This window comes from Pseudothioclava alba (assembly GCF_033100795.1).
GTDB lineage: Bacteria > Pseudomonadota > Alphaproteobacteria > Rhodobacterales > Rhodobacteraceae > Pseudothioclava.
Map to the genome: position 1 here is coordinate 847501 of NZ_JAWLVI010000001.1, position 24685 is coordinate 872185.

25 protein-coding genes are annotated in these 24685 nt (G+C 63.3%); 4 read left to right on the top strand and 21 right to left on the bottom strand.

The genetic code is table 11. From position 1 onward, the window contains the following. Window positions 1-10: 10 nt before the first annotated feature. The 14 genes from RYZ20_RS04100 to RYZ20_RS04165 all read right to left on the bottom strand — a co-directional run bounded on the left by RYZ20_RS04100 (window position 11) and on the right by RYZ20_RS04165 (window position 12893). A complete protein-coding gene (locus tag RYZ20_RS04100) occupies window positions 11-223 on the bottom strand; it encodes a DUF5337 family protein (protein ID WP_317670627.1) in 213 nt (70 codons plus the stop codon). A 7-nt stretch (window positions 224-230) separates the two neighbouring features. After that, the gene (locus tag RYZ20_RS04105; RefSeq protein WP_317670629.1) at window positions 231-1415 is read right to left on the bottom strand and encodes an NADH-quinone oxidoreductase subunit E; all 1185 of its coding nucleotides are present in this window, start codon (window positions 1413-1415) and stop codon (window positions 231-233) included. After that, the gene (locus tag RYZ20_RS04110) at window positions 1415-2656 is read right to left on the bottom strand and encodes an NADH-quinone oxidoreductase subunit D (RefSeq protein WP_317670631.1); all 1242 of its coding nucleotides are present in this window, start codon (window positions 2654-2656) and stop codon (window positions 1415-1417) included. The genes RYZ20_RS04105 and RYZ20_RS04110 overlap by 1 nt, the downstream gene beginning before the upstream one ends. Window positions 2657-2713: 57 nt before the next feature. After that, complete coding sequence (locus RYZ20_RS04115; RefSeq protein ID WP_317670633.1) at window positions 2714-3313, bottom strand: NADH-quinone oxidoreductase subunit C; 600 nt, start codon at window positions 3311-3313, stop codon at window positions 2714-2716. Between the two features lie 10 nt (window positions 3314-3323). Beyond that, entirely contained in the window at window positions 3324-3857 is a 534-nt protein-coding gene (locus RYZ20_RS04120; protein WP_317670635.1) for a NuoB/complex I 20 kDa subunit family protein, read from the bottom strand. Next, the gene (locus tag RYZ20_RS04125) at window positions 3848-4213 is read right to left on the bottom strand and encodes an NADH-quinone oxidoreductase subunit A (protein ID WP_317670637.1); all 366 of its coding nucleotides are present in this window, start codon (window positions 4211-4213) and stop codon (window positions 3848-3850) included. The genes RYZ20_RS04120 and RYZ20_RS04125 overlap by 10 nt, the downstream gene beginning before the upstream one ends. A 289-nt stretch (window positions 4214-4502) precedes the next feature. After that, window positions 4503-5285 carry a crotonase/enoyl-CoA hydratase family protein gene (locus RYZ20_RS04130; protein ID WP_317670639.1) on the bottom strand — a complete coding sequence of 261 codons (783 nt, stop codon included), beginning with the start codon at window positions 5283-5285 and terminating at the stop codon, window positions 4503-4505. Continuing rightward, window positions 5278-6141, bottom strand: a complete 864-nt coding sequence (locus RYZ20_RS04135; RefSeq protein WP_317670641.1) for a hydroxymethylglutaryl-CoA lyase — start codon at window positions 6139-6141, stop codon at window positions 5278-5280. Before RYZ20_RS04135 ends, RYZ20_RS04130 begins: the two co-directional genes overlap by 8 nt. Further along, on the bottom strand, window positions 6134-6784 hold the full coding sequence (locus RYZ20_RS04140) for a glutathione S-transferase family protein (RefSeq protein WP_317670643.1): 651 nt from the start codon (window positions 6782-6784) through the stop codon (window positions 6134-6136). The genes RYZ20_RS04135 and RYZ20_RS04140 overlap by 8 nt, the downstream gene beginning before the upstream one ends. Then, window positions 6781-8703, bottom strand: a complete 1923-nt coding sequence (locus RYZ20_RS04145; protein WP_317670645.1) for an acetyl/propionyl/methylcrotonyl-CoA carboxylase subunit alpha — start codon at window positions 8701-8703, stop codon at window positions 6781-6783. The genes RYZ20_RS04140 and RYZ20_RS04145 overlap by 4 nt, the downstream gene beginning before the upstream one ends. 78 nt (window positions 8704-8781) lie before the next feature. Then, the gene (locus tag RYZ20_RS04150; protein ID WP_317670647.1) at window positions 8782-10386 is read right to left on the bottom strand and encodes a carboxyl transferase domain-containing protein; all 1605 of its coding nucleotides are present in this window, start codon (window positions 10384-10386) and stop codon (window positions 8782-8784) included. A gap of 20 nt (window positions 10387-10406) precedes the next feature. After that, the gene (locus RYZ20_RS04155) at window positions 10407-10931 is read right to left on the bottom strand and encodes a lysozyme inhibitor LprI family protein (RefSeq protein ID WP_317670649.1); all 525 of its coding nucleotides are present in this window, start codon (window positions 10929-10931) and stop codon (window positions 10407-10409) included. Then, window positions 10931-12091, bottom strand: a complete 1161-nt coding sequence (locus RYZ20_RS04160; RefSeq protein ID WP_317670651.1) for an acyl-CoA dehydrogenase family protein — start codon at window positions 12089-12091, stop codon at window positions 10931-10933. Before RYZ20_RS04160 ends, RYZ20_RS04155 begins: the two co-directional genes overlap by 1 nt. Before the next feature lie 133 nt (window positions 12092-12224). Continuing rightward, window positions 12225-12893 (bottom strand): HAD family hydrolase, encoded by a 669-nt coding sequence (locus RYZ20_RS04165; protein WP_317670653.1) that lies wholly within the window; start codon window positions 12891-12893, stop codon window positions 12225-12227. Between the two features lie 114 nt (window positions 12894-13007). Between RYZ20_RS04165 and glmU the strand changes: the two genes are divergently transcribed. Genes glmU through RYZ20_RS04180 form a run of 3 tightly spaced genes read left to right on the top strand, consistent with a single transcriptional unit; the run spans window position 13008 to window position 17023 of the window. Next, window positions 13008-14357, top strand: coding sequence for a bifunctional UDP-N-acetylglucosamine diphosphorylase/glucosamine-1-phosphate N-acetyltransferase GlmU (gene glmU / locus RYZ20_RS04170; RefSeq protein ID WP_317670655.1), 1350 nt, complete (start codon window positions 13008-13010; stop codon window positions 14355-14357). Then, window positions 14358-16172 (top strand): glutamine--fructose-6-phosphate transaminase (isomerizing), encoded by a 1815-nt coding sequence (gene glmS / locus RYZ20_RS04175; RefSeq protein WP_317670657.1) that lies wholly within the window; start codon window positions 14358-14360, stop codon window positions 16170-16172. It begins immediately after the preceding gene. After that, the gene (locus RYZ20_RS04180) at window positions 16172-17023 is read left to right on the top strand and encodes a DNA alkylation repair protein (RefSeq protein ID WP_317670659.1); all 852 of its coding nucleotides are present in this window, start codon (window positions 16172-16174) and stop codon (window positions 17021-17023) included. The genes glmS and RYZ20_RS04180 overlap by 1 nt, the downstream gene beginning before the upstream one ends. A gap of 10 nt (window positions 17024-17033) precedes the next feature. Here RYZ20_RS04180 and RYZ20_RS04185 read toward each other — a convergent pair whose 3' ends face one another. From RYZ20_RS04185 to puuE, 6 genes are all read right to left on the bottom strand, one after another. Next, the gene (locus tag RYZ20_RS04185; protein WP_317670661.1) at window positions 17034-17720 is read right to left on the bottom strand and encodes a D-lyxose/D-mannose family sugar isomerase; all 687 of its coding nucleotides are present in this window, start codon (window positions 17718-17720) and stop codon (window positions 17034-17036) included. Further along, entirely contained in the window at window positions 17717-18469 is a 753-nt protein-coding gene (locus RYZ20_RS04190) for a gamma-glutamyl-gamma-aminobutyrate hydrolase family protein (protein WP_317670663.1), read from the bottom strand. Before RYZ20_RS04190 ends, RYZ20_RS04185 begins: the two co-directional genes overlap by 4 nt. A 136-nt stretch (window positions 18470-18605) precedes the next feature. Next, on the bottom strand, window positions 18606-19031 hold the full coding sequence (locus tag RYZ20_RS04195) for a GlcG/HbpS family heme-binding protein (protein WP_317670665.1): 426 nt from the start codon (window positions 19029-19031) through the stop codon (window positions 18606-18608). Between the two features lie 2 nt (window positions 19032-19033). Continuing rightward, a complete protein-coding gene (locus RYZ20_RS04200) occupies window positions 19034-21187 on the bottom strand; it encodes a malate synthase G (protein ID WP_317670667.1) in 2154 nt (717 codons plus the stop codon). Between the two features lie 114 nt (window positions 21188-21301). Beyond that, the gene (locus tag RYZ20_RS04205; protein WP_317670669.1) at window positions 21302-21781 is read right to left on the bottom strand and encodes an ureidoglycolate lyase; all 480 of its coding nucleotides are present in this window, start codon (window positions 21779-21781) and stop codon (window positions 21302-21304) included. Beyond that, a complete protein-coding gene (gene puuE / locus RYZ20_RS04210; RefSeq protein WP_317670671.1) occupies window positions 21778-23193 on the bottom strand; it encodes an allantoinase PuuE in 1416 nt (471 codons plus the stop codon). The genes RYZ20_RS04205 and puuE overlap by 4 nt, the downstream gene beginning before the upstream one ends. Window positions 23194-23338: 145 nt before the next feature. Here puuE and uraH point away from each other — a divergent pair, with 145 nt between their 5' ends. Beyond that, window positions 23339-23695: a hydroxyisourate hydrolase gene (gene uraH / locus RYZ20_RS04215; protein ID WP_317670673.1), complete on the top strand. Its 357-nt coding sequence runs from the start codon at window positions 23339-23341 to the stop codon at window positions 23693-23695. On the opposite strand, the gene RYZ20_RS04220 is transcribed toward uraH, so the two are convergent. Beyond that, on the bottom strand, window positions 23692-24591 hold the full coding sequence (locus tag RYZ20_RS04220) for a LysR family transcriptional regulator (RefSeq protein WP_317670675.1): 900 nt from the start codon (window positions 24589-24591) through the stop codon (window positions 23692-23694). The two genes, uraH and RYZ20_RS04220, sit on opposite strands and share 4 nt — an antisense overlap. Between the last annotated feature and the right edge of the window lie 94 nt (window positions 24592-24685).

The window sequence follows — 24685 nt, forward strand, 5'->3', positions numbered from 1 at the left end:
GTCGTTTCCCTCATCTGCCGGAGCTCCGGCGCCAGATGCGCCAGACCTGAGCCAGCGCGAATACATAGGCGGCCAGAGCCACCAGATCGCCCAGAACCGCATAGCGCGGATCGAGGCCTGTTTGCTTGCCGATCTCCTGAAAAGCGAGCCAGAGCACCGTTGTCACAGCCATGACGATAGCGGCGAGTTTGCCGTCGCGTCGGTTCTGTTCAGCGGTCTCCATTCACCCCTCAGTAATCGTTCGTTTTTGCCCGTTCGAGGAAGGCGTCCATGCCCTCTTCGACGATAATCTTTGCCTGCGCGACCCATTTGTCGCGGGTGCAGCGGCCCTTGAAGCGCGGCACATTCGCATCGGCATAGGCCACTTCGTCCGCGCCCCATGCGGCGATCTGGTCGTAGTGGTAGACGCCCCAGCTATTGAGCACTTCCTCAAGCTTCGGGCCAACCCCTTCGATCACCTTAAGATCGTCGGCACCAGCCTTGCGCGGCGCTTTCAGCCCCTTCGGCTTTGCGCCTTCGGCCTCGGCCACAGCTTCGGCTTTGGCCTTCGGAGCCGCAGCCTTCTCAGCCTTCGGAGCGGCGGGCTTTTCGGCCTTAGGCGCAGCGGCTTTCTCAGCCTTCGGGGCTGCGGGCTTCGCTGCGGCTGCCTGTTGCACGGCCGATTTCGGACGATCCGCACCCATGATGCCGATCGCGCCCCACTGGCCGCCCATCTGCCACGGAGCCTTCAGCGGAACCTCGGTGCCGTCGATTTTCTTGACCACATCGCCAACCGAAACCGCAATCCCGACCGAGCCGTTATGCGCTTCCTTGTCGCCCGCAACCTCGATGCACGAGGTCAGGCCCGACGAAGGCTCCGACGAGAAGCGGCCAACCTGCGAGCCCGGACGCGGCGCCTTACCAGCGGCCATTTCGTCGATCAGGCGGGCAAGGCTCTCTTCGGTGAGATCCTCGTAATAGTCTTTGCCGATCTGCGCCATCGGTGCGTTCGCGCAGGCGCCAAGGCACTCGACCTCTTCCCACGAGAACTTGCCATCGGCAGAGATTTCAAAGGGATGCGCGGCGATTTTCTCTTTACAGACCTTGATCAGGTCTTCCGAGCCGCAGATCATGCACGAGGTCGTGCCGCAGATCTGGATATGCGCAACCGAGCCGACGGGCGCGAGCTGGAACATGAAGTAGAAGGTCGCAACCTCGAGCACGCGCATGTAGGGCATACCCAGCATGTCCGCGACATATTCGATTGCGGGCTTCGAAAGCCAGCCTTCCTGCTCTTGTGCGCGGAACAGCAGCGGAATCACCGCCGAAGCCTGACGCCCCACCGGATATTTGGTGATCTGCGCTTCGGCCCATGCGAGGTTCGCAGGCGTGAAGGCAAAGCTCTCGGGCTGTTCGTTATGCAGACGGCGAAGCATTAGCGGTCAATCTCCCCGAAAACGACATCCATGGTGCCGATGATGGCCGAAACGTCAGCGAGCTGGTGGCCCTTGGCGACGTAATCCATTGATTGAAGGTGCAGATACCCCGGAGCGCGGATTTTCGCGCGGTAGGGTTTGTTGGTGCCATCCGACACCAGATAAACGCCGAATTCGCCTTTGGGCGCCTCGACAGCGGCGTAAACCTCGCCTGCCGGAACCTTGAAGCCTTCGGTGTAAAGCTTGAAGTGGTGGATCAGTGCTTCCATCGAGGTTTTCATATCGCCCCGCTTGGGCGGCGTGAACTTGCCACGGGCCAGAACGTCGCCCTTCCCTTCGGGAGCGCGCAGCTTGGCAATGGCCTGATGGATGATCTTCACGCTCTCGCGCATCTCGGCCATGCGGCAGAGGTAGCGGTCATAGCAGTCGCCGTTCTTGCCGATCGGGATCTGGAAATCGAACTCGTCGTAGCACTCATAGGGCTGCGCGCGGCGCAAGTCCCATGCAAGGCCCGAGCCACGGACCATCACGCCCGAATAGCCCCAGTCCAGAATGTCCTGCTCGGAGATGATACCGATTTCGGCGTTACGCATCTTGAAGATACGGTTTTCGGTCAGAAGCCCCTCGATGTCGTCCAGAACCTTCGGGAACTCATTCGCCCAGGTCTCGATGTCGTCGATCAGCGCCTCGGGAAGGTCCTGATGAACGCCGCCCGGACGGAAATAGTTGGCGTGCAGACGCGCGCCGCAGGCACGCTCGTAGAACACCATCAGCTTTTCGCGCTCTTCAAAGCCCCACAAGGGCGGCGTGAGCGCGCCCACGTCCATAGCCTGCGTGGTGACGTTCAGAAGGTGGTTCAGGATACGGCCAATTTCCGAATACAGAACGCGGATCAGCGAGCCACGGCGCGGAACCTCGATCCCCATCAGCTTTTCGATGGCCAGACACCAGGCGTGTTCCTGGTTCATCGGCGCCACATAGTCGAGGCGGTCGAAATAGGGCGTGTTTTGCAGATAGGTGCGGCTTTCCATCAGCTTCTCGGTGCCGCGGTGCAGCAGGCCGATATGCGGGTCAGCACGCTCGACGATCTCGCCGTCAAGTTCCAGCACCATACGCAGCACGCCGTGCGCTGCCGGGTGCTGCGGACCGAAGTTGATGTTGAAGTTACGGATCCGCTGCTCGTCGGTCAGCACATCCTTCGAGCCGTCATCGTAGGTGTTTTGCCGGATATCGCCGTCCATGGGTCTTACCTCTGTCTTGCCGATGATGCCGGAACGCTGGCGCGTCCCAGCTGTGGCTCAGCTCTGTTTCTCGTCGCCGGGAAGAATGTATTGCGCGCCCTCCCACGGGGAGAGGAAATCGAATTGCCGGTATTCCTGCGTAAGCTTCACCGGCTCATAGACGACGCGCTTCTCGGCCTCGTCATAGCGCAGCTCGACATAGCCCGTGGTCGGGAAGTCCTTGCGCAGCGGGTGGCCGCGGAAACCGTAATCCGTCAGCAGGCGGCGCAGGTCGGGGTGACCCGAGAACACGATGCCGAACATGTCGAAGGTCTCGCGCTCGAACCAGTTTGCCGCCGGATAGACCGAAACGATCGAAGGGCACATCTCATCCTCGCGCACAGCCGCTTTCACGCGGATACGCTGGTTGCGATACATCGAGAGGAAGTGCCAGACCACGTCAAAGCGCACCGGACGCTCGGGATGGTCGACGCCCGTGCCATCGACCAGCGTCGAGAACATGCAGTTCGCGTCGTCGCGCAGGAAGGTCACGAAATCGACCAGCCGCGAGGCAGCGACCGTGACGGTCAGCTCGCCAAAGGCGATCTCGGTCGAGACCACGTCTTCGCCGCGCTTGAGTTCGATGTGTGTGGCCAGTTCTTGAAGTGCTTCGCTCATCTGTCTCTCCTCAGCGCACCAGCGTGCCGGTGCGGCGGATCTTCCGCTGCAGTTGCAGGATGCCATACATCAGGGCTTCCGCCGAGGGCGGGCAGCCGGGCACATAGATGTCAACCGGAACGATCCGGTCACAGCCACGCACCACCGAATAGGAATAGTGATAATAGCCACCGCCATTCGCGCACGACCCCATCGAGATCACATACCGCGGCTCGGGCATCTGGTCATAGACCTTGCGCAGCGCGGGCGCCATCTTGTTGGTCAGCGTGCCGGCAACGATCATCACGTCCGACTGACGCGGGCTTGCGCGCGGCGCAAACCCGTAACGCTCCACGTCGTAGCGCGGCATTGCGGTGTGCATCATCTCGACCGCGCAGCAGGCCAGACCGAAGGTCATCCAGTGCAACGAGCCGATACGGGCCCAGTTGATCAGATCCTCGGTGGTGGTGAGGATGAAACCCTTGTCTTGCAGGTCGCGGTTGAGCGCCTGCGTCGCCACGTCCATATCGGCCGCGGCGGTGTTCGATCCGGTCATCACGCCCATTCCAGCGCCCCCTTCTTCCATTCATAGGCAAAACCGACCGTCAGCACGGCCAGGAACACCATCATCGACCAGAACCCGACCATGCTCATCGAACCGAAGGCAACGGCCCAGGGGAACAGGAAGGCCACCTCGAGGTCGAAAATGATGAACAGGATCGACACAAGGTAGAAGCGGACATCAAATTTCATCCGCGCATCATCGAAGGCGTTAAAGCCGCATTCGTAGGCGGAAAGCTTTTCGGGGTCCGGGTTGCGAACGGCAAGGACAACGGCGGCGAGGATCAGGACAAGGCCCAATGCGGTCGCCATACCAAGAAAGATGAGGATCGGGAGATATTCACGAAGCAGATCGTGCAAGGCTTGGCTCCTCCATAACGTAACGACAGGTCACGCAGTTTCGGCTAACAGGGTCTTTAGCCCTGTGCCTTTCAAGCGTCAACCGAACGTGGTGCGAATTATCGGGGTTTTGGCGGGAAATCTCGGTTTTTGTATACAAATGCATACTCAAGCGGGGCGAACTGTCGCAGCCCGCATTTCCCTGAAAAGACTGCCCGCGCCAAGAGACTCGGGCCTTTGGGCGCGAGTCGCCTGACGCGGGCGGGTAGATTAAAACATACGTCTGATTTTCACCTTTAGCGGCGAAGGGTTACATATTCCAATTTGGCGATCTTTTCTCGAAGAAGGCACTGATTCCTTCTGCCGACTCATCGCTCTCCCACCGCTGCACCAAAGCCGCGATGGTGGCATCGATCGTGGCCTCGTCGATGCGCGGGCCAAGCATCCGCACCAGCGCCTTGGCCTCGCCCACCGCGCCCGGCGCGCATTTGAGGTAGGGCGCGACCTCGGCCTCGATGGCGGTGTCCAGATCCTCAGGCGAGACAACCTTCGCCAGAAGGCCAAGCCCCTGCGCCTCGTCTGCGCCAAACAGGCGCGAGGACATGAACACGCGCCGCGCATTCGCCTCGCCCATCCGCGCCACCACATAGGGCGAGATCGTCGCGGGCGTCAGGCCAAGCTTCGTCTCGGTCAGTCCGAACAAAGCGCCCTCGACCCCAACCGCCACATCGCAGACCGACATCATGCCGATGCCGCCGCCAAACGCGTTCCCCTGCACCCGACCAATCACGGGCTTGGGGCAGGTATTGAGCGCTTGCAGCATCGTCGCCAGCACCCGCGCTCCGGCGGCGCGCTCGGCAGGTGTTGCGCCCATCTGCGCCTGCATCCATTTCAGATCGCCCCCCGCGCAAAAGCTCTTGCCGTCGGCCATCAGCACGACCACCCGAACCGCAGGATCACGCCCCAGATCAAGGATTGCCTCGGTCAGCTCCAGCATCATCTGCTCGGAAAGCGCGTTGTGTTTCTCGGCGCGCGCCAGAACGAGGCTGGCCACCCCGCGCGCGTCAGTGGAAACCCGGATCAGTTCAGCCATTGGCAGCCCCTTTCATCGCAAGCGCCATCGCGGCCGCTTCTTCCAGAACCAGCGGGTCGATGCCCGTGGCATAACCCTTCGCCTCAAGGAAGGCGCGGACCTTCTCGGTCGCGACATTCCCTGCGGCACCGGGTGCATAAGGGCAACCGCCCAAGCCCCCGACAGCCGCGTCGAACACGCGCAGTCCGCGCGCGAGCGAGGCTTCGATGTTCAACAGCGCCCTGCCCGCCGTGTCGTGGAAATGCCCGGCCAGTTCGGCCGCCGGAACCTCTTGGGTCACGATTGCCAGCATCGCCTCGACCGCCTCGGGCGTGCCCTGCCCGATCGTGTCGCCCAGACTGACCTCATAGCAGCCAAGCGCGCGCAGGCGTGCCGCAACACGGGCCACCGCATTTGGCTGGGTCTTGCCGTCATAGGGGCAATCCGTCACCACCGACACATAGCCCCGCACCGGCACCCCTGCCTCTTTCGCGGCGGCCACGAGTGGCACAAAGCGCTCGATGCTTTCGTCAATCGTGCAGTTCAGATTAGCCTTGGAAAATCCTTCCGAGGCCGAAGCGAAAATCGCCACCTCGTCGGCGCGCGCAGCCAGCGCCCCCTCGAACCCCTTGAGGTTCGGGGTCAGCGCGGCATAGGACACCCCCGTCGCGCGGGTGATGCCTGCGAAAACCTCGGCGGAATCGGCCATTTGCGGCACCCATTTCGGGCTGACGAAGGACCCCACCTCAATCCGGCGGAACCCCGCGCGTGACAGGCAATCGACAAAGGCGATCTTCTCGGGCGTCGGGATCTGGCGCTTTTCGTTTTGCAGCCCGTCGCGCGGACCCATCTCGAAGATTTCAACGGTCTCAGGCATCGGGGATCTCGTAGAAATCAAACTCGTAGATGTCATCCCCGCCCGCCTTTTCCAGCGCAGCCTTATAGGCCGGACGCGCCTGAACACGGTCGCGATAGGCGGTTAGCGCCGGATAGGCGTCGCCGCGCACGAAGCGGAACATCGCGTCGATATTGAACCCCAGCATACAGTCGGCGGCAGAGAACTCGCTCAGCAGCCACTCATGCGCGATCAGGTGGTCTTCAAGCGCCCGCATCGTCACCTCAAGGCGACGGGTATCGAGCTTCATCATCGCAACCGAGCGCGCGCTCTCCGGGCGCAGGAAGATATGATGGATGTTGAGGTTCTGCACCAGATTGGCCTGCGTTTCCGCAAAATGCACCCAGCCCAGAAAGGCCGCACGCTCGGGCGTGCCGGGCTTGGGCGCAAGGCGACCTGTCTGCTCGGTCAGATATTCGACGATGGCGCCGGATTCGAAGACAACCATATCTTCGTATTCCAGCGCCGGAATGCGGCCCGCAGGCGAGAGCGCGCGAAACTCGGGGCTGCGCAGGCTGCCATCGGTCAGCGACCAGTTTTGCAGCTCGGCCTCAAGCCCCAGCTCCTCCATCAGCCAGAGCACCCGGAACGAGCGCGAGCCAGGAACGTGGTGCAGTCGGATCATGCGTCTTCCTCCTCTTGCAGCCGGATCAGCGCGTCACCGGCCTCGACCTGCGCACCCTCGGCGACCAGAACTTCGGCCACAATGCCATCGCGCGCGGCCAGCATCGTATGCTCCATCTTCATCGCTTCCATGATGGCCAGACGTTCGCCCGCCTGAACCGCCTGACCTGCCGCGACAAAGACAGCTTTCACCAGACCCGGCATCGGCGCAAGCGTCAGGTCCGACCCCGCCTCGTCGCCCGCACGGTCCAGCGCGTCTGGCACCGCAAAGCGATGGGCGCCGCGCATGAAGACCGTGACCTCCGGCCCCGCATGATAGAAGCGCGCGCCGGTCTTCACGCCATCGACCCACCAGCCATCGGGCTTGAGCAGGCACTCATGCGCGACCCCTTCAAGTTCGACGGTGATATGGGTGGCGCTATGGGCGCGGATATGGGCCTCGGTCTCGAAGGGGACCGCGCGGCGCGGCGCGCCCCAAAGCGAGAACCCGCTGCCCTGCCCGCCCTCAAGCCCGGCGGAGGCAATCACGCCCAGTGCACGCGCAGCCAGCAACACGCCGGTTTCCGCTGTCAGCGCGTCGATGTCGCGGCCAATGAGGCCAGTGTCCACATCCCCCGCCGCAAAGCCCTTGTGGCGCGCAAGGCGGCTAAGGAAGGCAAGGTTCGTCACCGTGCCCGCCACTTCGGTTTCGTCCAGCGCACGCGCCAGCGCGTTTAGCGCCGCCGCCCGCGTCGGCCCGTGCACGATCACCTTGGCGATCATCGGGTCATACCACGGGCTGATCGCATCGCCCTGACGCACGCCGGTATCGGCGCGGCAACCATCGGCAAAGCGCAGATGCGACAGCGTCCCCGTCGCGGGCAAGAATCCTGCAGGCACGTCTTCGGCGTAGAGGCGCGCCTCGAACGCGTGGCCCTTGATCGAGAGCTCGTCTTGCCGCGCAGGCAAAGCCTCGCCGCTGGCGACGCGCAATTGCCATTCGACCAGATCGACGCCAGTGATCGCCTCGGTCACGGGATGCTCGACCTGAAGGCGGGTGTTCATCTCCATGAACCAGAAGCGGTCAGGGCGCAGCCCGTCCGAGCCATCAACGATAAATTCGACCGTGCCGGCGCCAGAATAGCCAATCGCCTGCGCCGCGCGCACGGCGGCCAGCCCCATTGCTTCGCGCATCTCGGGCGTCATACCGGGTGCGGGCGCCTCTTCGATGACCTTCTGGTGGCGGCGCTGCAAGGAACAGTCGCGTTCGAACAGGTGAACGGCCTCCGCGCCATCACCAAAAACCTGCACCTCGATATGGCGCGGCTTGTCGACGAATTTCTCGATCAGCACGGCGGGGTTGCCAAAGGCGGTTTGCGCCTCGCCCTGAGCGCTGGCCAGTGCAGCCGCGAAATCGCCCGCGCGCTCGACAAGTCGCATCCCCTTGCCGCCGCCGCCCGCGACCGCCTTGATCAGCACCGGATAGCCGATCTGCTCGGCCGCGCCGGCCAGATGCTCGGGGTCCTGATTGGCGCCGTGATAGCCCGGCACGACCGGCACACCGGCCTCTGACATCAGCGCCTTGGCCGCGTCCTTCAGCCCCATCGCGCGGATCGCGCGGGCAGACGGCCCGATAAACACCAGCCCCGCCGCCTCGACCGCATCGACGAAATCGGGATTCTCGGACAGGAAGCCATAACCCGGATGGATCGCCTGCGCGCCCGTGGCAAGGGCGGCCTGAATGATCGCATCGCCGCGCAGATAGCTGTCTTTCGGCGCGGGGCCACCCAGAAGCACCGCCTCGTCAGCCATTGCGACATGGCGCGATTGTTCGTCGGCCTCGGAATAAACGGCCACGGTCGCCACGCCCAGACGGCGGGCGGTATCAATCACACGGCAGGCAATCTCGCCGCGGTTGGCAATCAGGATCTTGCGGAACATTGGGGTTCCTCCCTCTTGAAGCGCCGGTGGGCGGCTGCCCTGCCCCGACGGGGAATGCGTCGCGCGGGGGGCGCGGGATTACATACGGAAGACGCCAAAGCGCGTGGGCTCAATCGGCGCGCACAGGCTTGCCGAAAGGGACAGCGCGAGCACGTCACGGGTCTTGCGCGGATCGACGATGCCGTCGTCCCACAGCCGCGCGGAGGCATAAAGCGGGTGCGACTGGTGCTCGAACATCTCGATCGTGGGGCGCTTGAATTCGGCCTCTTCCTCGGCCGACCACGACCCGCCCTTGCGTTCAATCGCGTCGCGCTTGACGGTGGCCAGAACGCCCGCCGCCTGCTCGCCGCCCATCACCGAGATGCGCGAGTTGGGCCATGTCCACAGGAACCGGGGGCTATAGGCGCGCCCGGCCATACCGTAGTTGCCCGCCCCGAAGGAGCCACCCACCAGCATGGTGATTTTCGGCACATTGGTCGTGGCAACAGCCGTCACCATCTTGGCACCGTGGCGCGCGATCCCCTCGTTTTCATATTTGCGGCCCACCATGAAGCCGGTGATGTTTTGCAAGAAGACCAAGGGCACATTGCGCTGCGAACAGAGTTCAATGAAATGCGCGGCCTTTTGCGCGGCCTCCGAGAACAGCACGCCATTATTCGCGACGATCCCCACGGGGCAGCCCTTCACATGGGCAAAGCCGGTGACGATGGTCTCGCCGAAGCGGGGCTTGAATTCGTCAAAGCGCGAGCCATCGACGACGCGGGCGATCACTTCGCGGATGTCGTAAGGCGTGCGCAGATCGGCGGGCACGACGCCCAGAATTTCCTCGGGGTCATAGGCGGGCTCTTCCGAAGCCTGCCACTGCACCGTGCCGGGTTTCGCGCGGTTCAGATGCGAGACCGCGCGGCGTGCAAGGGCAAGCGCGTGGGCGTCATCCTCGGCCAGATAGTCGGCCACACCCGAGAGGCGCGTATGCACGTCGCCGCCGCCCAGATCTTCGGCGGTCACGACCTCGCCCGTCGCGGCCTTCACCAAGGGCGGACCGGCCAGGAAAATCGTGCCTTGCTCTTTCACGATGATCGTCACATCCGACATCGCAGGCACATAGGCGCCGCCCGCCGTGCAGGACCCCATCACAACAGCGATCTGCGGAATGCCCTTGGCGGACATGCGCGCCTGATTATAGAAGATGCGGCCAAAGTGGTCGCGGTCGGGGAAGACCTCGTCCTGATTGGGCAGGTTCGCGCCGCCGCTATCAACCAGATAGACGCAAGGCAGGTTGCATTCCTCGGCGATCTCTTGCGCGCGCAGGTGCTTTTTGACGGTCATCGGGTAATAGGTGCCGCCCTTTACGGTGGCATCATTGGCGACGACCATCACCTCTTGCCCCATCACGCGACCGATGCCCGCGATCACACCCGCCGCGGGGGCGGCATTGCCATACATATCATGCGCCGCCGTCGCGCCGACCTCAAGGAAAGGCGAGCCGGGATCGAGCAACCCCGCGACGCGCTCACGCGGGGCCATCTTGCCGCGCGACAGGTGGCGCTCAAGCGAGGCCGCACCACCCCCCGCAACCGCCGCCTCGGCAGCCGAACGGACAATCCCCAAAGCCTCAAGATGTGCCGCGCGGTTGCGCTGCGCCGTTTCCGAGCCGGAGATGAAAGACGAATTCAGTTTCATTGAACCCTCACAAGCGGACGTCAGATGTCCTTGCTTTCCAGTCTGGAGATGAGATCCAGCGCCTGCCGCGCCGTCATATCCATCATACAGGATTGATAGGCAGGGCCGGCGCCGGTGCCATTGCCCCACTGGCTGACCTCATAGTCGCAACTTGCATCGCGATAGGCGATCCAGGCGCGCTGCATGGCTTTCAGCGCCTCGGCCATCTTCGGACCATCCACACCGATTTCAGCCATCTCGGCATCGGCAGCCTGTTCTGTGGCCATCAGCTTTTGATAGACGGCATTCAGCAAGCCGTCCCACTGATCGACCTCATTGGCGAGGCACAGGGACATGCCCATCGTTGTGCCGCCAACCTCCGAAGCCTCCATACAGGCGCCCGAGGCCGCCCCGATACAGACGGACAGGTCACTCCCCTGATTGCTGGTCAGACAGCTCATCAGCAGGGCATCGTCATAGGTCACGTCATCGACCGGACCGTCCTGCGCCTGAACAGCCAGTGCCAGCGAGGGCAGAACGATCAGGGCAAGAAAAACGCTGCGCATCATGCTTTGTCCATGATTTCGCGGCCGATCAGCATCCGGCGGATTTCGCTTGTGCCCGCGCCGATCTCCATCAGCTTGGCGTCGCGGAAAAGGCGCGAGACCGTGCTGTCGTTCAGGAAGCCCGCGCCGCCCAAAGCCTGCACCGCCTGATGCGCCTGCACCATCGCCTGCTCGGACGCATACAGCACCGTTGCCGCCGCATCCTGACGCGTCACCTGCCCGCGGTCGCACGCCTTGGCGACCTCGTAGGTGTAGGCGCGCGCGGTGTTCATCGCGACATACATATCGGCGATTTTCGCCTGCATCAGCTGGAAGTTCCCGATCGGCTGGCCGAACTGCTGGCGCTCTTTCGAGTAGGGAACCACCTCATCCAGACAGGCCGCCATGATGCCGGTGCCAATGCCCGAAAGCACCACACGCTCGTAATCGAGCCCCGACATCAGGACGCGCACGCCCTTGCCCTCAACCCCGAGCACATTCTCGAAGGGCACTTCGCAATTGTCGAAGAAAAGCTGCGCCGTGTTCGAGCCGCGCATCCCGAGCTTGTCGAAGTGCTGGCTGGTCGAGAACCCCGCAAGCGACTTTTCCACGATAAAGGCGGTGATACCCTTGGAACCCGCCTCGGGGTCGGTCTTGGCGTAAACCACGAGCGTATCGGCATCGGGGCCGTTGGTGATCCAGTATTTGTGGCCGTTGAGCACATAGTAGCCGTTGCGCTTTTCAGCGCGCAGCTTCATGCCCACCACATCCGAGCCAGCGCCGGATTCCGACATTGCCAGCGCGCCGACCTTGGCGCCCGACACCAGATCGGGCAGGTATTTGCGCTTTTGCTCCTCGGTGCCGTTGATCTTGAGCTGGTTCACGCACAGGTTGGAATGCGCGCCATAGCTCAGCGCGATCGAGGCCGAGGCGCGGGCGATCTCTTCGGTGACGATCACATGCGCCAGATAGCCCATGCCGGAGCCGCCATATTCTTCGGCCACGGTCACGCCAAGCAGGCCCAACTCGCCCATCTCGGCCCAAAGCTCGTTCGGAAAGCTATTGTCGAGATCGGTTTTCGCGGCGAGCGGCTTGACGCGCTCTTGCGCCCAGGCGTGCACCATATCGCGCAGTGCATTCACGTCTTCGCCAAGATCGAAGTTCATGGAACCGGTGAACATGCGGTTATCCTCCCCTGCCCGCCTCCATGCGGGATTATTGAACGCTTGTTCATTTAGTGACGCACCAACCGAGTCGCGTCAAGCCCCGCAAGCGGGGGACGGGCCGAATTGACGTAGCGTTCAATTAAGCGGATCAGGCCGTCAGAAGGCCATGAATAAGCGCGGGCAGATCGTCGTAGTGATCGAGCAAGGCCTCGGGGGCCAACCGCTCGATTCCGCGCCCTTCGGGGCCAAAGGTCACCAGAACCGAAGGCACCCCCGCAGCCGCGGCGGTTTTCCGGTCGGTCTCGGTATCGCCAATCAGAACCGAGCGAGGGACCGTGCCGCCCACCGCCTGCACAGCCGCGATATAAGGGGTCGGGTCGGGCTTGCGCACCGGCAAGGTGTCCGCCCCGATCAGCGCGCCGAACAGATCGGCAATGCCAAGCCGCGCAACCAGGTCGCGCGCCAGCCCCTCGGGCTTGTTCGTGCAAATGGCGGTCGCGAACCCCGCACCGCGCAACGCCTCGACCGCCGCCACGGCACCGGGATAAAGAACCGTGTGACGGTCGATATTCTCGCCGTAATAGTCCAGCAGAACGGGATAATCGGCCTCGATCAGATTGGCGGCATCAGGGCGCGCGATCCTCTGATAGCCCGCCTTCAGCATCGCGCGACCGCCGTGAAACGCGATCAGCGCATCCGCCACGGGGTCCAGAATGGCGCCAAACCCGCGCGCCACAAAACAGGCATTTGCCGCCGCGATCAGATCGCCCGACGTATCGGCCAACGTCCCGTCCAGATCGAAAACCACCGTTCGCATCGGCCTCTCCTTCCGCCAAACTGTTTCCGCCCCGAAAGAATGCGTGAACAGCGCAGGCTTGCGGACAGATGCCGTATGGGTAAAACGGGAGCGAGCAGAAGAAAAGGCACCCCTATGACGATTGCGCTTATCGTGTTGGCCGCAGGGCAAGGCACGCGGATGAATTCGGACCTTCCCAAAGTGCTGCACCAGATCGGCGCGGCCCCCTTGGTCGCACATGCGCTGGCAGCGGGCCGCTCGCTTGAACCAGAGCGCGTTGTTGTGGTGACGGGTCACGGTGCCGAACAGGTAGGCAAGGCCGTCGCCAAGATCGACCCCGAGGCGCAAATCGTGCTGCAAGAAGAACAGCTTGGCACCGGTCACGCCGTGCAACAGGCGCTGCCCGCGCTTGAGGGCTTCGCAGGCCGCGTTCTGGTGCTTTACGGCGACACGCCCTTCATTCGCCCCGAAACGCTGGAGGGGCTGGCCGAAAGCACCGCGGATGTCACCGTTCTGGGGTTCGAGGCCGCCGATCCGGGCCGTTATGGGCGGCTGGTTGCGAAGGGCGCCGCGCTTGAGCGGATCGTCGAATTCAAGGACGCGACCGAGGACGAACGCAAAATCACGCTGTGCAACTCGGGGGTTATTGCCTGTGATGCAGCGCTGCTGGCCGATCTGGTCAACGGGCTTCGCAACGAAAATGCATCCGGCGAATACTATCTGACCGATATTATCGAGGCCGCCCGCGCCATCGGCAAAAGCGCCGAGGTTGTCACCTGCGATGAGGCTGAAACGCTTGGCATCAACACTCGCGCCGAGCTGGCACAGGCCGAGGCATTGTTCCAGTCGCGGATGCGCGCGGAAGCCATGGAGAACGGCGTCACGATGATCGACCCCTCGACCGTCTATTTCGCGCTCGACACCTATATCGGGCGCGATGTGGTGATCGGGCCGAACGTGGTCTTCGGCCCCGCCGTCACCATCGAAAGCAGCGCGCGGATCGAGGCGTTCTGCCACCTTGAGGGCTGCCATATCTCGCGCGGCGCCACCATCGGCCCGTTTGCCCGCCTCCGCCCCGGTGCGGAACTGTCCGAAGACGTGCATATCGGCAATTTCGTCGAGGTGAAGAACGCGATCCTTGGCGAAGGCGTCAAGGTCGGCCACCTGACCTATCTGGGCGATGCGGACATCGGCGAGCATACGAACATCGGCGCGGGCACGGTGACGTGCAATTATGACGGCGTTTTCAAGCACCGCACGACCATCGGCGCGAATGCGTTTATCGGCTCGGATACGATGCTGGTGGCGCCTGTGACGGTTGGCGCGGGCGCGCTGACGGCGTCCGGCTCGGTCATCACCGAGGATGTTCCGCCCGAGGCTGTCGCTTTGGGCCGCGCCAAGCAGGTAAACAAGCCCGGACTGGCCAAAAAACTATTTGATAAACTGCGGGCCGAAAAAGCGCGCCGCATGAAGAAAGATCAATAAATGTGCGGAATTATTGGGGTTCTTGGTAAACACGAGGTCGCACCCCTGCTGGTGGAAAGCCTCAAACGGCTGGAATATCGCGGCTATGACAGCGCGGGGATTGCGACCGTTCGCGACGGTCATCTTGACCGGCGCCGCGCGGTTGGCAAGCTGGTGAACCTCTCGGACCTATTGGTGCATCAGCCCCTCGCGGGCAAATCCGGCATCGGCCACACCCGTTGGGCGACGCATGGCGCGGCCACCACCGAGAACGCGCACCCCCATCTCTCGGGGCCGGTTGCGGTAGTCCACAACGGCATCATCGAGAACTTCCGCGAACTGCGCGAGGAGCTGGCCGCGGCGGGCATCCACCCCGAAACCGAGACCGACACCGAAACCGTCGCGCTTCTGACGCGTCTGCATATGGATCGCGGGATGGCCCCGCGCGAGGCCGCGCTGACCACGCTGCGCAAACTCGACGGCGCCTTCGCCCTTCTGTGGCTCTTTGATGGCGAGGACGACCTGATGATCGCCGCGCGCAAGGGCAGCCCCTTATGCATCGGCTACGGCACGGGTGAGATGTTTGTCGGATCAGACGCGATTGCGCTGGCGCCGATGACCAACGAGATCACCTATCTCGAAGAGGGCGACTATGCCTTTGTGACCCGTGTGGGCGCCGAGATTTTCGACGAAAGCGGGCGGCGCGCGAACCGCGACAAGCAGGTGATCGATGCGGGCAGCGTGCAGGTTGAAAAGGCCGGCTACAAGCATTTCATGGCCAAGGAAATCGCCGAGCAGCCCGCCGTTCTGGGCGATGCGCTGCGCAATTATGTGCGCAAAGACGGGCTGAACCTGCCCGACGGGCTTGATTTCTCGGGGCTGGACCGGCTGACGCTGGTCGCCTGCGGCACCGCCTTCTACGCCTGTTCGGTCGCGAAATACTGGTTTGAATCGCTCGCCGGTCTGCCCTGCGAGATCGACGTGGCCTCCGAGTTCCGCTACCGCGAGCCGCCGATGCCGAAGAACTCGTGGGCGCTGTTCGTCAGCCAGTCGGGCGAGACCGCCGATACGCTGGCCGCGCTGCGCTACTCGGCCGAGCATGTGGCCAAGACCATCGCCGTGGTCAACGTGCCGACCTCGACGATGGCGCGCGAGGCCGATGTCGCGCTGCCGATCCATGCGGGGATCGAGGTGGGGGTCGCCTCGACCAAGGCCTTTACCTGCCAATTGCTGACGCTTGCCGTGCTGGCGCTGAAAGCGGGTATTGATCGCGGGCATCTGTCGCCTGAACAACTGGCCGCGCACCTTGAAACGCTCCGCGCCCTGCCCGGGCTGATGAACACCGCGCTTGGCACCTCGGACGACATCGCGCGCCTTGCCGAGCGTCTGGCCGAGGCGCAGGACATTCTGTTCCTCGGGCGTGGGCCTTTGTCACCCCTGGCGATGGAGGGCGCGCTGAAGCTTAAGGAAATCAGCTACATACACGCCGAAGGCTATGCATCGGGCGAGTTGAAACACGGGCCGATCGCGCTGATTGAACGCACGGTTCCGGTGATTGTTTTTGCCCCCCATGACCGGCTTTTCGACAAGACCGTCTCAAACATGCAAGAGGTGATGGCACGCCACGGTCAGGTGCTGCTGGTGTCGGATAGCAAGGGGCTGGCGACGGCCTCGGAGGGCACCTGGGCCACGCTGAAAATGCCCGAGGTGGCCGAGCCTTTCGCGCCGATCCTTTACGCCCTGCCCGCGCAGCTTATCGCCTATCACACGGCCTGCGCCAAGGGGACGGATGTGGACCAACCGCGCAACCTTGCGAAATCCGTGACGGTGGAGTGATGGCACGCAAACGTGGCAAACGCGGCCCCGCGCGCCCTTCGGCCGCCGATTACGCGCCGATCCCCTCGGAAGAAGAGGCACGCCTTCGCGCCGAGGCTGTGGCCTATGCCAATTCGGACGCGGATTACGAGGCGTATCACGAGTTCGAGGAGGTCGCCGAAGACCTTGGCCCCCCGCCCTCGCTGGAAGATGCGCTCTATGCGCTGGAGGCTTGGGCCGACGCAGACAAAGCCGCCGAGATGGCCGCCTATCATAAAGCACCGCGGCGTTACCTTGGCATCGCCGTGCCCGCGATTGACGACATGGTCGGCATGTGGCGCGAGCGGCTGGATGTGGCGGGCCGCGTGGCCCTTGCGCGCGGGCTGTGGGACAGCGACATCCACGAGGCGCGCGTGGCGGCGGCCAAACTGCTGACACAGGCGCGTCTGCGCCCCGATGCGGACGCTTGGGATCTGATTGCCGGATGGGTGCCGCAGTTCGACGCTTGGGCTGTGGCGGATCATGCCGCCAAGGCCGGATCAAAGCGTCTACAGGCCGATCCCGCGCGGATCGAAACCATCGCCGGATGGGTGCACTCGGACCATATGTGGAGCCGCCGCGCGGCCTTTGTGATGACGCTTCCCTGGACCAAGCAGAACCACCCCAAGCCCGAGGATCTGGCGATCCGCGAGCGGGTTCTTGGCTGGGCGGATGATCTGTCGCAAGACCCCGACTGGTTTATCCAAAAGGCGATTGCGTGGTGGCTGCGCGAGCTGTCGAAACACGATGCGCCCCGCGTGCGCGCATGGCTTGACGAGCACGGCGCGGCGTTGAAACCATCTGCCCGCAAAGAAGCTGCGAAATACCTTTAAGATCAGCGCATTACGAGAGAAACTTCTCGTAATCACTGACAAGCAAGTGACGCGGCGCCTCGTCTTCCTCGATCTCGGAAAACCGCCCGATCGGGTCGCGGAAGATGTTGTCGGTATAGTCGTCGTTCACGGTCGAGACCTCACCGATCAGCACATCGCCGCCCTCACCCCAGAACGCGTGCCAGTCACCGGGGCACAGCGTCACGCTTTGGCCGGGCGCGAAGCGCAGCACCTCGCCCGCCGCAAAGGCGCGCGGCAGACCATCGCAATAGACCGTCCCGCCCGCCGTTTCGCAGAAATTCCCCTCCGCGTCCGAGCCATAAAGCTGGATCGCCATCGTCGCACCGCCGCGGTTGATGATGTCCTCGGCCTTGAGGACATGGGTGTGCGTCGGGCTGATTTGATCCTGACGCGAGATCAGCAGCTTCTCGGCATAGGCCATGCCCCCGCCCGCTTGCAGGTCCGACAGCTCGCCATTGCGCAGCGTGAACAGAAACAGCCCCAGACGGTCGAAATCGCCCTGCCCGTAATCGGTGATGTCCCAGCCCATCCGCGCGCGGATCAACCGTTCGGCCGCAGGCAGGTTGGCGCGGAACTCGTCAAGCCCCCACCACGCGAAGGGCGGCAGCTGAAAGCCGAAGCGCGCGATGAACTCTTCCGCCTCGGCCATGATCTGATTGACACGCGAGCGCTTCATTTGCGCGCCGCCCATGCCCGAACCGCGTCGCCAAACGCCTGAAACAGCGGGCGCGATACGGGGTCATGCTCGGCCTGCCATTCGGGGTGCCACTGCACCGAATAGGTGAAGCCCGGCGCATCCTTCACATAGATCGCCTCGGGCGTGCCATCCTCGGCGCGGCCCTCGATCACGATGCGCGGCCCCGGCTGGCAGACGCCCTGCCCGTGCAGCGTGTTGGTGACAATGTCATCAGAGCCAAGCAGCGCCGCGAACCGCCCCCGAGGGTCCAGATGCACATGATGGGTGCGCGAGAACGCCTCGGCCAGAGTGCCCTCGGGCGGCATCCGGTGGTTCATCCGGCCCGGTAACTCGCGGATTTCGGGATGCAGCGTGCCCCCCATCGCGACATTGACCTCCTGAAAGCCACGGCAAATCCCCAGAAACGGCTGCCCCGTCTCGACGCAGCGACGCACCAGCGGCAGGGTGATCGCATCGCGCGCGCGGTCGAAATCGCCGTGCTTGTCGGTTTCTTCCTCGCCATATTCGGACGGGTGGACATTGGGCCGCCCGCCGGTCAGCAAAAAGCCGTCGCAGACCTCGCAGAGTTCCTCGACCGAGACAAATTCCGGATCGGCAGGGATCAGCAGCGGCAGACAACCCGAGACCTTCGAGATCGCCTCGGAGTTCATCTGCCCGCCCTCGTGGACAGGGTAACGATCCCCCACAAGACCGCGATTTCCGATGATCCCGACGATTGGTCTTGCCATTGCGAACTCCCTTTTTACGCGCAGGTTAAGATATGGCAAACCGTTGTGAAAGCCCCAGAAATGCGCAACCGGCTGTGCGTAAAACCGAAAAGGGCGACCCTAAAGCCGCCCTCTGGTTACTGCTCTACAGACTGGATCACGCCTCGCCGGCAAAGCCCGCCTCGGCAATCCCCGCGAGCGCCGCCGCCGCGTCATTGTCCGAGGTATCCCCCGTCACGCCGACCGCGCCGATCACCACGCCGCTGGCATCACGCACCAACACGCCCCCCGGCACCGGCATGAACTGCCCGCCAAATGCCCCGTTCAGCGCGTTGACGAAATAGGGCTGCGCCTCGGCACGCGCCATCTGCGCCCGCCCGCCCATGCCCAGCATCACCGCGCCGTATGCCTTGGCCCGCGCGATTTCAAACCGCCCCGGGCTTGCACCATCGGGACGCGCGAAGGCAATCGGGTGCCCGCCCGCATCCAGCACCACCACCGTAAGCGGCTTCATGCCCGCAGCAAGCCCATGTGCCTGCGCGACCTCAATTATGGTGAATGCCTTAGCGAGGGTAATCGACATGCTTATTGCGCCTTTGCGTGCTGTCTGCGGTAATGGAGAACCGGCTCGGTATAGCCCGAGGGCTGGATAGCACCCTGAAACACCAGATCACAAGCCGCCTGGAAAGCAACACCGTCAAAACCCGGCGCCATCGGCACATAGGCCGGATCGCCTGCGTTCTGACGGTCCACCACAGCGGCCATCTTGCGCATTGCGTCCATCACCTGCCCTTCGCTGACCACGCCGTGATGCAGCCAGTTCGCCAGCGCTTGCGAGCTGATCCGGCAGGTCGCGCGGTCTTCCATCAGGCCGACATCGTGAATATCGGGCACTTTCGAGCAACCGACCCCCTGATCGACCCACCGCACCACATAGCCAAGGATACCTTGGGCGTTATTCTCGATCTCTGCGGTGATTTCGGCGTCGGAATAGTTGCGCCCGCTGGCCAGCGGGATCGTCAGCAGATCCTCCAGCCGCGCGGGGCGGTTCATCGCCGCAATCTCGCGCTGGCGGGCATGGACATTGACCTGATGGTAATGCGTCGCGTGCAGCACCGCCGCCGTGGGCGAAGGCACCCACGCGCAATTCGCGCCCGCCATCGGGTGCCCCACCTTCTGCACCAGCATATCGGCCATCCGGTCGGGCATTGCCCACATCCCCTTGCCGATCTGCGCCTTTCCCGAAAGCCCGCATTTCAGGCCAATATCGACGTTGCGATCCTCATAGGCCGAAATCCACGGCTGGGTTTTCATCTCGCCCTTGGCGACCATCGGACCCGCCTGCATCGAGGTGTGGATCTCGTCGCCGGTGCGATCAAGGAAGCCGGTGTTGATAAAGGCCACGCGGTTCTTGGCGGCGCGGATGCACTCTTTCAGGTTGGTGCTGGTGCGGCGCTCTTCGTCCATGATGCCCAGCTTGACGGTATAGCGCGGCAGGCCCAGGACTTTCTCAACATGATCAGAGATTTCCGAGGCAAAGCTCACCTCTTCGGGGCCGTGCATTTTCGGCTTCACCACATAGACCGAGCCAGTGACCGAGTTGCGGATACCGTCCGTCTTGCGCAGATCATGCGTGGCGCAAAGCGTCGTCACCATCGCGTCCAGCAGCCCCTCGAACGCCTCGTTGCCATCGCGGTCCAGAACGGCGGGCGTCGTCATCAGGTGGCCCACATTGCGCACCAGCATCAGCGCGCGGCCCTTCAGCACCAGTTCGCCACCATCGGCCGCGGTAAAGCTCAGATCGGGCGACAGCGCGCGCGTGAAGGTGCTTGCGCCCTTGGTGACTTCCTCGACCAGCGTGCCTTGCATCAGCCCGAGCCAGTTCGAATAGGCCTGCACCTTGTCCTCGGCATCGACACAAGCGACCGAGTCTTCGCAATCCATGATCGACGAAAGCGCCGCCTCAAGGCGCATATCGCTGATCCCAGCCGGATCGTCACGGCCCACCGGCGTCGAAGCATCGACATCAACAACGACATGTAAGCCGTTGTTTTTCAAAACAACAGACGAGGGCGCCGCTGCATCCCCTGCAAAGCCCACGAACTGCGCGGGGTTGCTCAGGCCGGTTTCCTCGGCCCCCGTCACGAACAGCCCGCCATTGTGCACACGCATCGCGGTGACATCGGCCCACGAGCCTGCAACCAGCGGTGCGGCCTCGTCCAGAAACGCCTTGGCGCGGGCAATCACCCGCGCGCCACGCGCCGCATCATAGCCCTTGCCCGAGGGCAGATCGCCCAAAGCATCGGTGCCGTAAAGCGCGTCATAAAGGCTGCCCCACCGCGCATTGGCGGCGTTCAGGGCATAGCGCGCGTTGGTGATCGGCACCACCAATTGCGGGCCGCAAACTTCGGCGAATTCGGGATCGGTCGCGCCGGTCTCGATGGTGAAATCCGGGCCTTCGGGCACCAGATAGCCGATCTCTTCAAGGAAGGCGCGATAGGCCACCGGATCATGCGCCTGCCCGCGATGATGCGCGTGCCAGTCGTCCAGACGGGCCTGCATCGCCTCGCGGGTGTCCAGATAGGCACGGTTGCGCGGACCGAAGTCATGCACCAGTTCCGACAGGCCCGCCCAGAAGGCATCCGCCGAGACGCCGCTATCGGGCAACGCACGGGTTTCGATGAATTCCACAAGCTCCGCTGCGACGCGAAGACCGTTACGCTCGATCCGATCAGGCATGTTCTGGCTCTCTGTATTCTATTGGATGCGAAGACCCTACGCCCTCGCTGTCCCGGTGTCTATTATCGTCGTCTTCGGATAAATCTGATGGACTATCAGGAAATGGTTGAAAGTTCAGGCGCAGACCAGAACCGGCACCTCGAACCAGTGTTCGTGCAGATTGTTCCCTTCTCCGATGCGGTCGATCACGGCATAAAGCCCCTGCCCGCCGATTGGAGCCAGAACCCCGTGCCATGTGCCGCGCAGCAGATTGATGCCCTGCGTCCCCTCGGTCAGAAAGGCGCGCAGCGGGCCGGGTTTTCCGCCCGCATCGGGGGCGACAACCACCAGAAACGGCACCCCGTTCAGAGGCAAAAACGCCTGCGAGCCAAGCGGGTGACGTTCGACCAGATCGACCTTGCAAGGCAGGCTGCGGGGCTTGGCGTCAAACAGGCTGATCCCTGCGCGCCCAGTGCCAAAATCGACCCGCCCGAGGTCGTGGTGCCGCCCGCACATGCCCTGATTGATCACCATATCGGGGGCGTCGCGCAGTGAGATGATGTCACCGAAGGGCGCAAAGGCCTCGGGCGTCAGCGGTTCGATCCGAACGCTCATGCCAGAATGTCCTTGAGCCGGTGCCATGCGATACGTTCGACCTGAGCGCAGGCTTCCGCGAATTCGGCCTCGCGGGTGTTTGCGATCCGCGCGTGGAAAGCCGCCAAAATCGTGGCTTTGGTGTTGTCCTTCACCGCGATGATGAAAGGGAAGCCGAAGCGGTCAACATAGCGCGCGTTCAGGTCTTCAAAGGTCGCGCGTTCGGCATCGGTCAGCGCATCAAGCCCCGCGCTGGCCTGCTCGGAGGTGCTCTCGGCGGTCAGGCGTTTGGCCTGCGCCAGCTTGCCCGCCAGATCGGGGTGTGCGGTCAGAACGCCCAGCCGTTCAGCCTCGGACGCGGAGCGGAACACCCGCGCCAAGACCGAGGCAACCCCTTCGTGGCAATCATGCGCGGGGCCAAGCTCCAGATCAAAGGCGCGTTCGGCAATCCAGGCGGAATGCTCGTAAATGCCGCCAAACGCCTCGACAAAGCTGGGTTTGGCCATTTGCGAGGGGCGCTCGCGCCGCTGATGCGGATGCGCGCTGGCCCAATGCTGCGCGATCTCGGTGCGGCGCGCGAACCAGACGTCCTCGAAGCCTTGTGCATACTCCAGAAAGCGCTTCAGCCCCGCGATCTTGCCCGGACGCCCGATCAGGCGGCAATGCAGACCGATCGAGAACATCTTGGCCGCCCCCGCCTGCCCTTCGGCATAAAGCGTGTCGAAGCTGTCCTTGAGGTAGGTGAAGAACTGCTCGCCCTCGATATAGCCGGGCGCAGTGGCAAAGCGCATGTCGTTGGCTTCCAGCGTGTAGGGAATCACCAGCTGGTCCCGTAGCCCATATTCGCGCCAATAGGGCAGATCGTCGTCATAGGTGTCCGACACCCAGTCGAAGCCGCCCTCTTCGGCCACAAGCCGCACAGTATTGGCCGAGCACCGGCCCGTATACCAGCCGCGCGGACGCTCGCCCACGACCTCGGTATGAAGGCGGATGGCTTCGGCGATCTGGGCGCGCTCCTGCTCTTCGGGCATATCCTTGTGTTCGACCCATTTCAGGCCATGCGAGGCGATCTCCCACCCCGCCGCTTTCATCGCCGCCACCTGCTCGGGCGAGCGCGCAAGGGCCGTCGCAACCCCGTAGATCGTGACCGGAACATCCATCGCCGTGAACAGCCGGTGCAAGCGCCAGAACCCCGCCCGCGCGCCGTATTCATAGATGGATTCCATGTTCCAGTGGCGCTGGCCCTGCCATTGCGCAGCCCCCGCAATATCGGACAGAAACGCCTCCGAGGCCGCATCGCCATGCAGCACGCAATTCTCGCCGCCCTCTTCGTAATTCAGCACCAGCGAGATGGCGAGTTTCGCGCCATTGGGCCAGCGGGCATCGGGCTGCGCGCTTCCGTATCCACGCATATCACGGTCATAGCGAAGCATACTGTCCTCCGTTCGTTTCCGCCGTTCTATCGCAAGAAGGCCGGAAAGCATTATCTGGATTTTCCAGAAGAAGTTTTTAGTCAAACCGTCTGGCGCATTGCGGGCGTTGCTTCGATGATAGGCGAAACGACCGAGGGGAGAAACCATGTCCGGCTATCTGACAACGCACGTCCTTGATACCGCCCGCGGCTGCCCCGCCGAAGGGCTGAAGATCGACCTCTACCGGATCGAGGGCGAAACGCGCACGCATCTGCGCAGCCTTGCCACCAATGCGGACGGGCGCACCGACAGCCAGATCCTGCCCGCGCCCGAGTTCGCAACCGGCACTTATGAATTGGTGTTCCACGCGGGCGCCTATCTGGATGCGACGGGCACCCCGCCCGAGGCGCCGCGCTTTATCGACATCGTGCCGATCCGCTTTGGCATCAGCGACCCTGCCGCGCATTATCATGTGCCGCTTTTGCTGTCGCCGTTCGGCTATTCGACCTATCGCGGAAGCTAGGCAACCGCGCGGCGGATATGCTCGACCATGAAATCCAGAAACAGCCGCGTTTTCGGGTCTTGCCGTTTGCGGTGGGTATAAAGGCACGCCATCTGGATCGGAACGGGCGGCTCGTCGGGCAGCACCGGCACAAGCCGACCTGCGGCCAGATGCTCTGACACCTCAAAGACGGGCTTCAGGATCACGCCCTGCCCGTCCAGCGCCCAGTTGGTCAGCACATCGCCGTCGTCCGTCTCCATCGGCCCCGACACCGCCACACGGCGCACGCCATCGGGCGATTGCAAGGGCCACTGGAACTCGGCCACGCCGGGATAGCGCAGGTTCAGGCAATCGTGGTTCTGGCGCAGATCGGTGCTGTCCTTGGGCTGGCCGCGCGCCGCGATATAGGTGGGGGCGGCACAAAGCACCCTCTCGCAATCGGTGATCTTGCGGATACGCAGCGTCGAATCCTCGGGGATGCCCAGAAAGAACGCCGCGTCCAGCCCTTCCGCCGTCAGGTCCAGCTTACGATCCGACAGCCGCAACCGGACCGAGATCATCGGATAACTCTCGCGGAACTTCGGCACCATCGGCGCAATCAGCCGCCGCCCGACACCCAGAGGCGCCGCCACATACAGCGTGCCGCGCGGCGTTTGCGTGACACTTGAAACCTCGGCCTCGGCCTCGTCCACCGCATCCAGAACCTTGCGCGCGCCTGCGTAGAACAGCACGCCTTGCTCGGTCGCGTTCAGCGTCCGCGTGGTGCGCTGGAACAGACGCACGTTCAGATGTTCCTCAAGCTGCTGGATACGCGCGGACGCCACCGCCGCAGAAATCCGCTGGTCTCGGGCCGCCGCCGACATATTGCCCAATTCATAGACACGAACGAAGGTGCGCAGGTTATCGAGATAGGCCATGGCGTTATTGTTTGATCTTTTTTGAAAGAGCTCCGATGATTTCCCTCATACACCCAGAAGGTCTGTTTCGCTAGCATCGACCTTGAAGACAGGG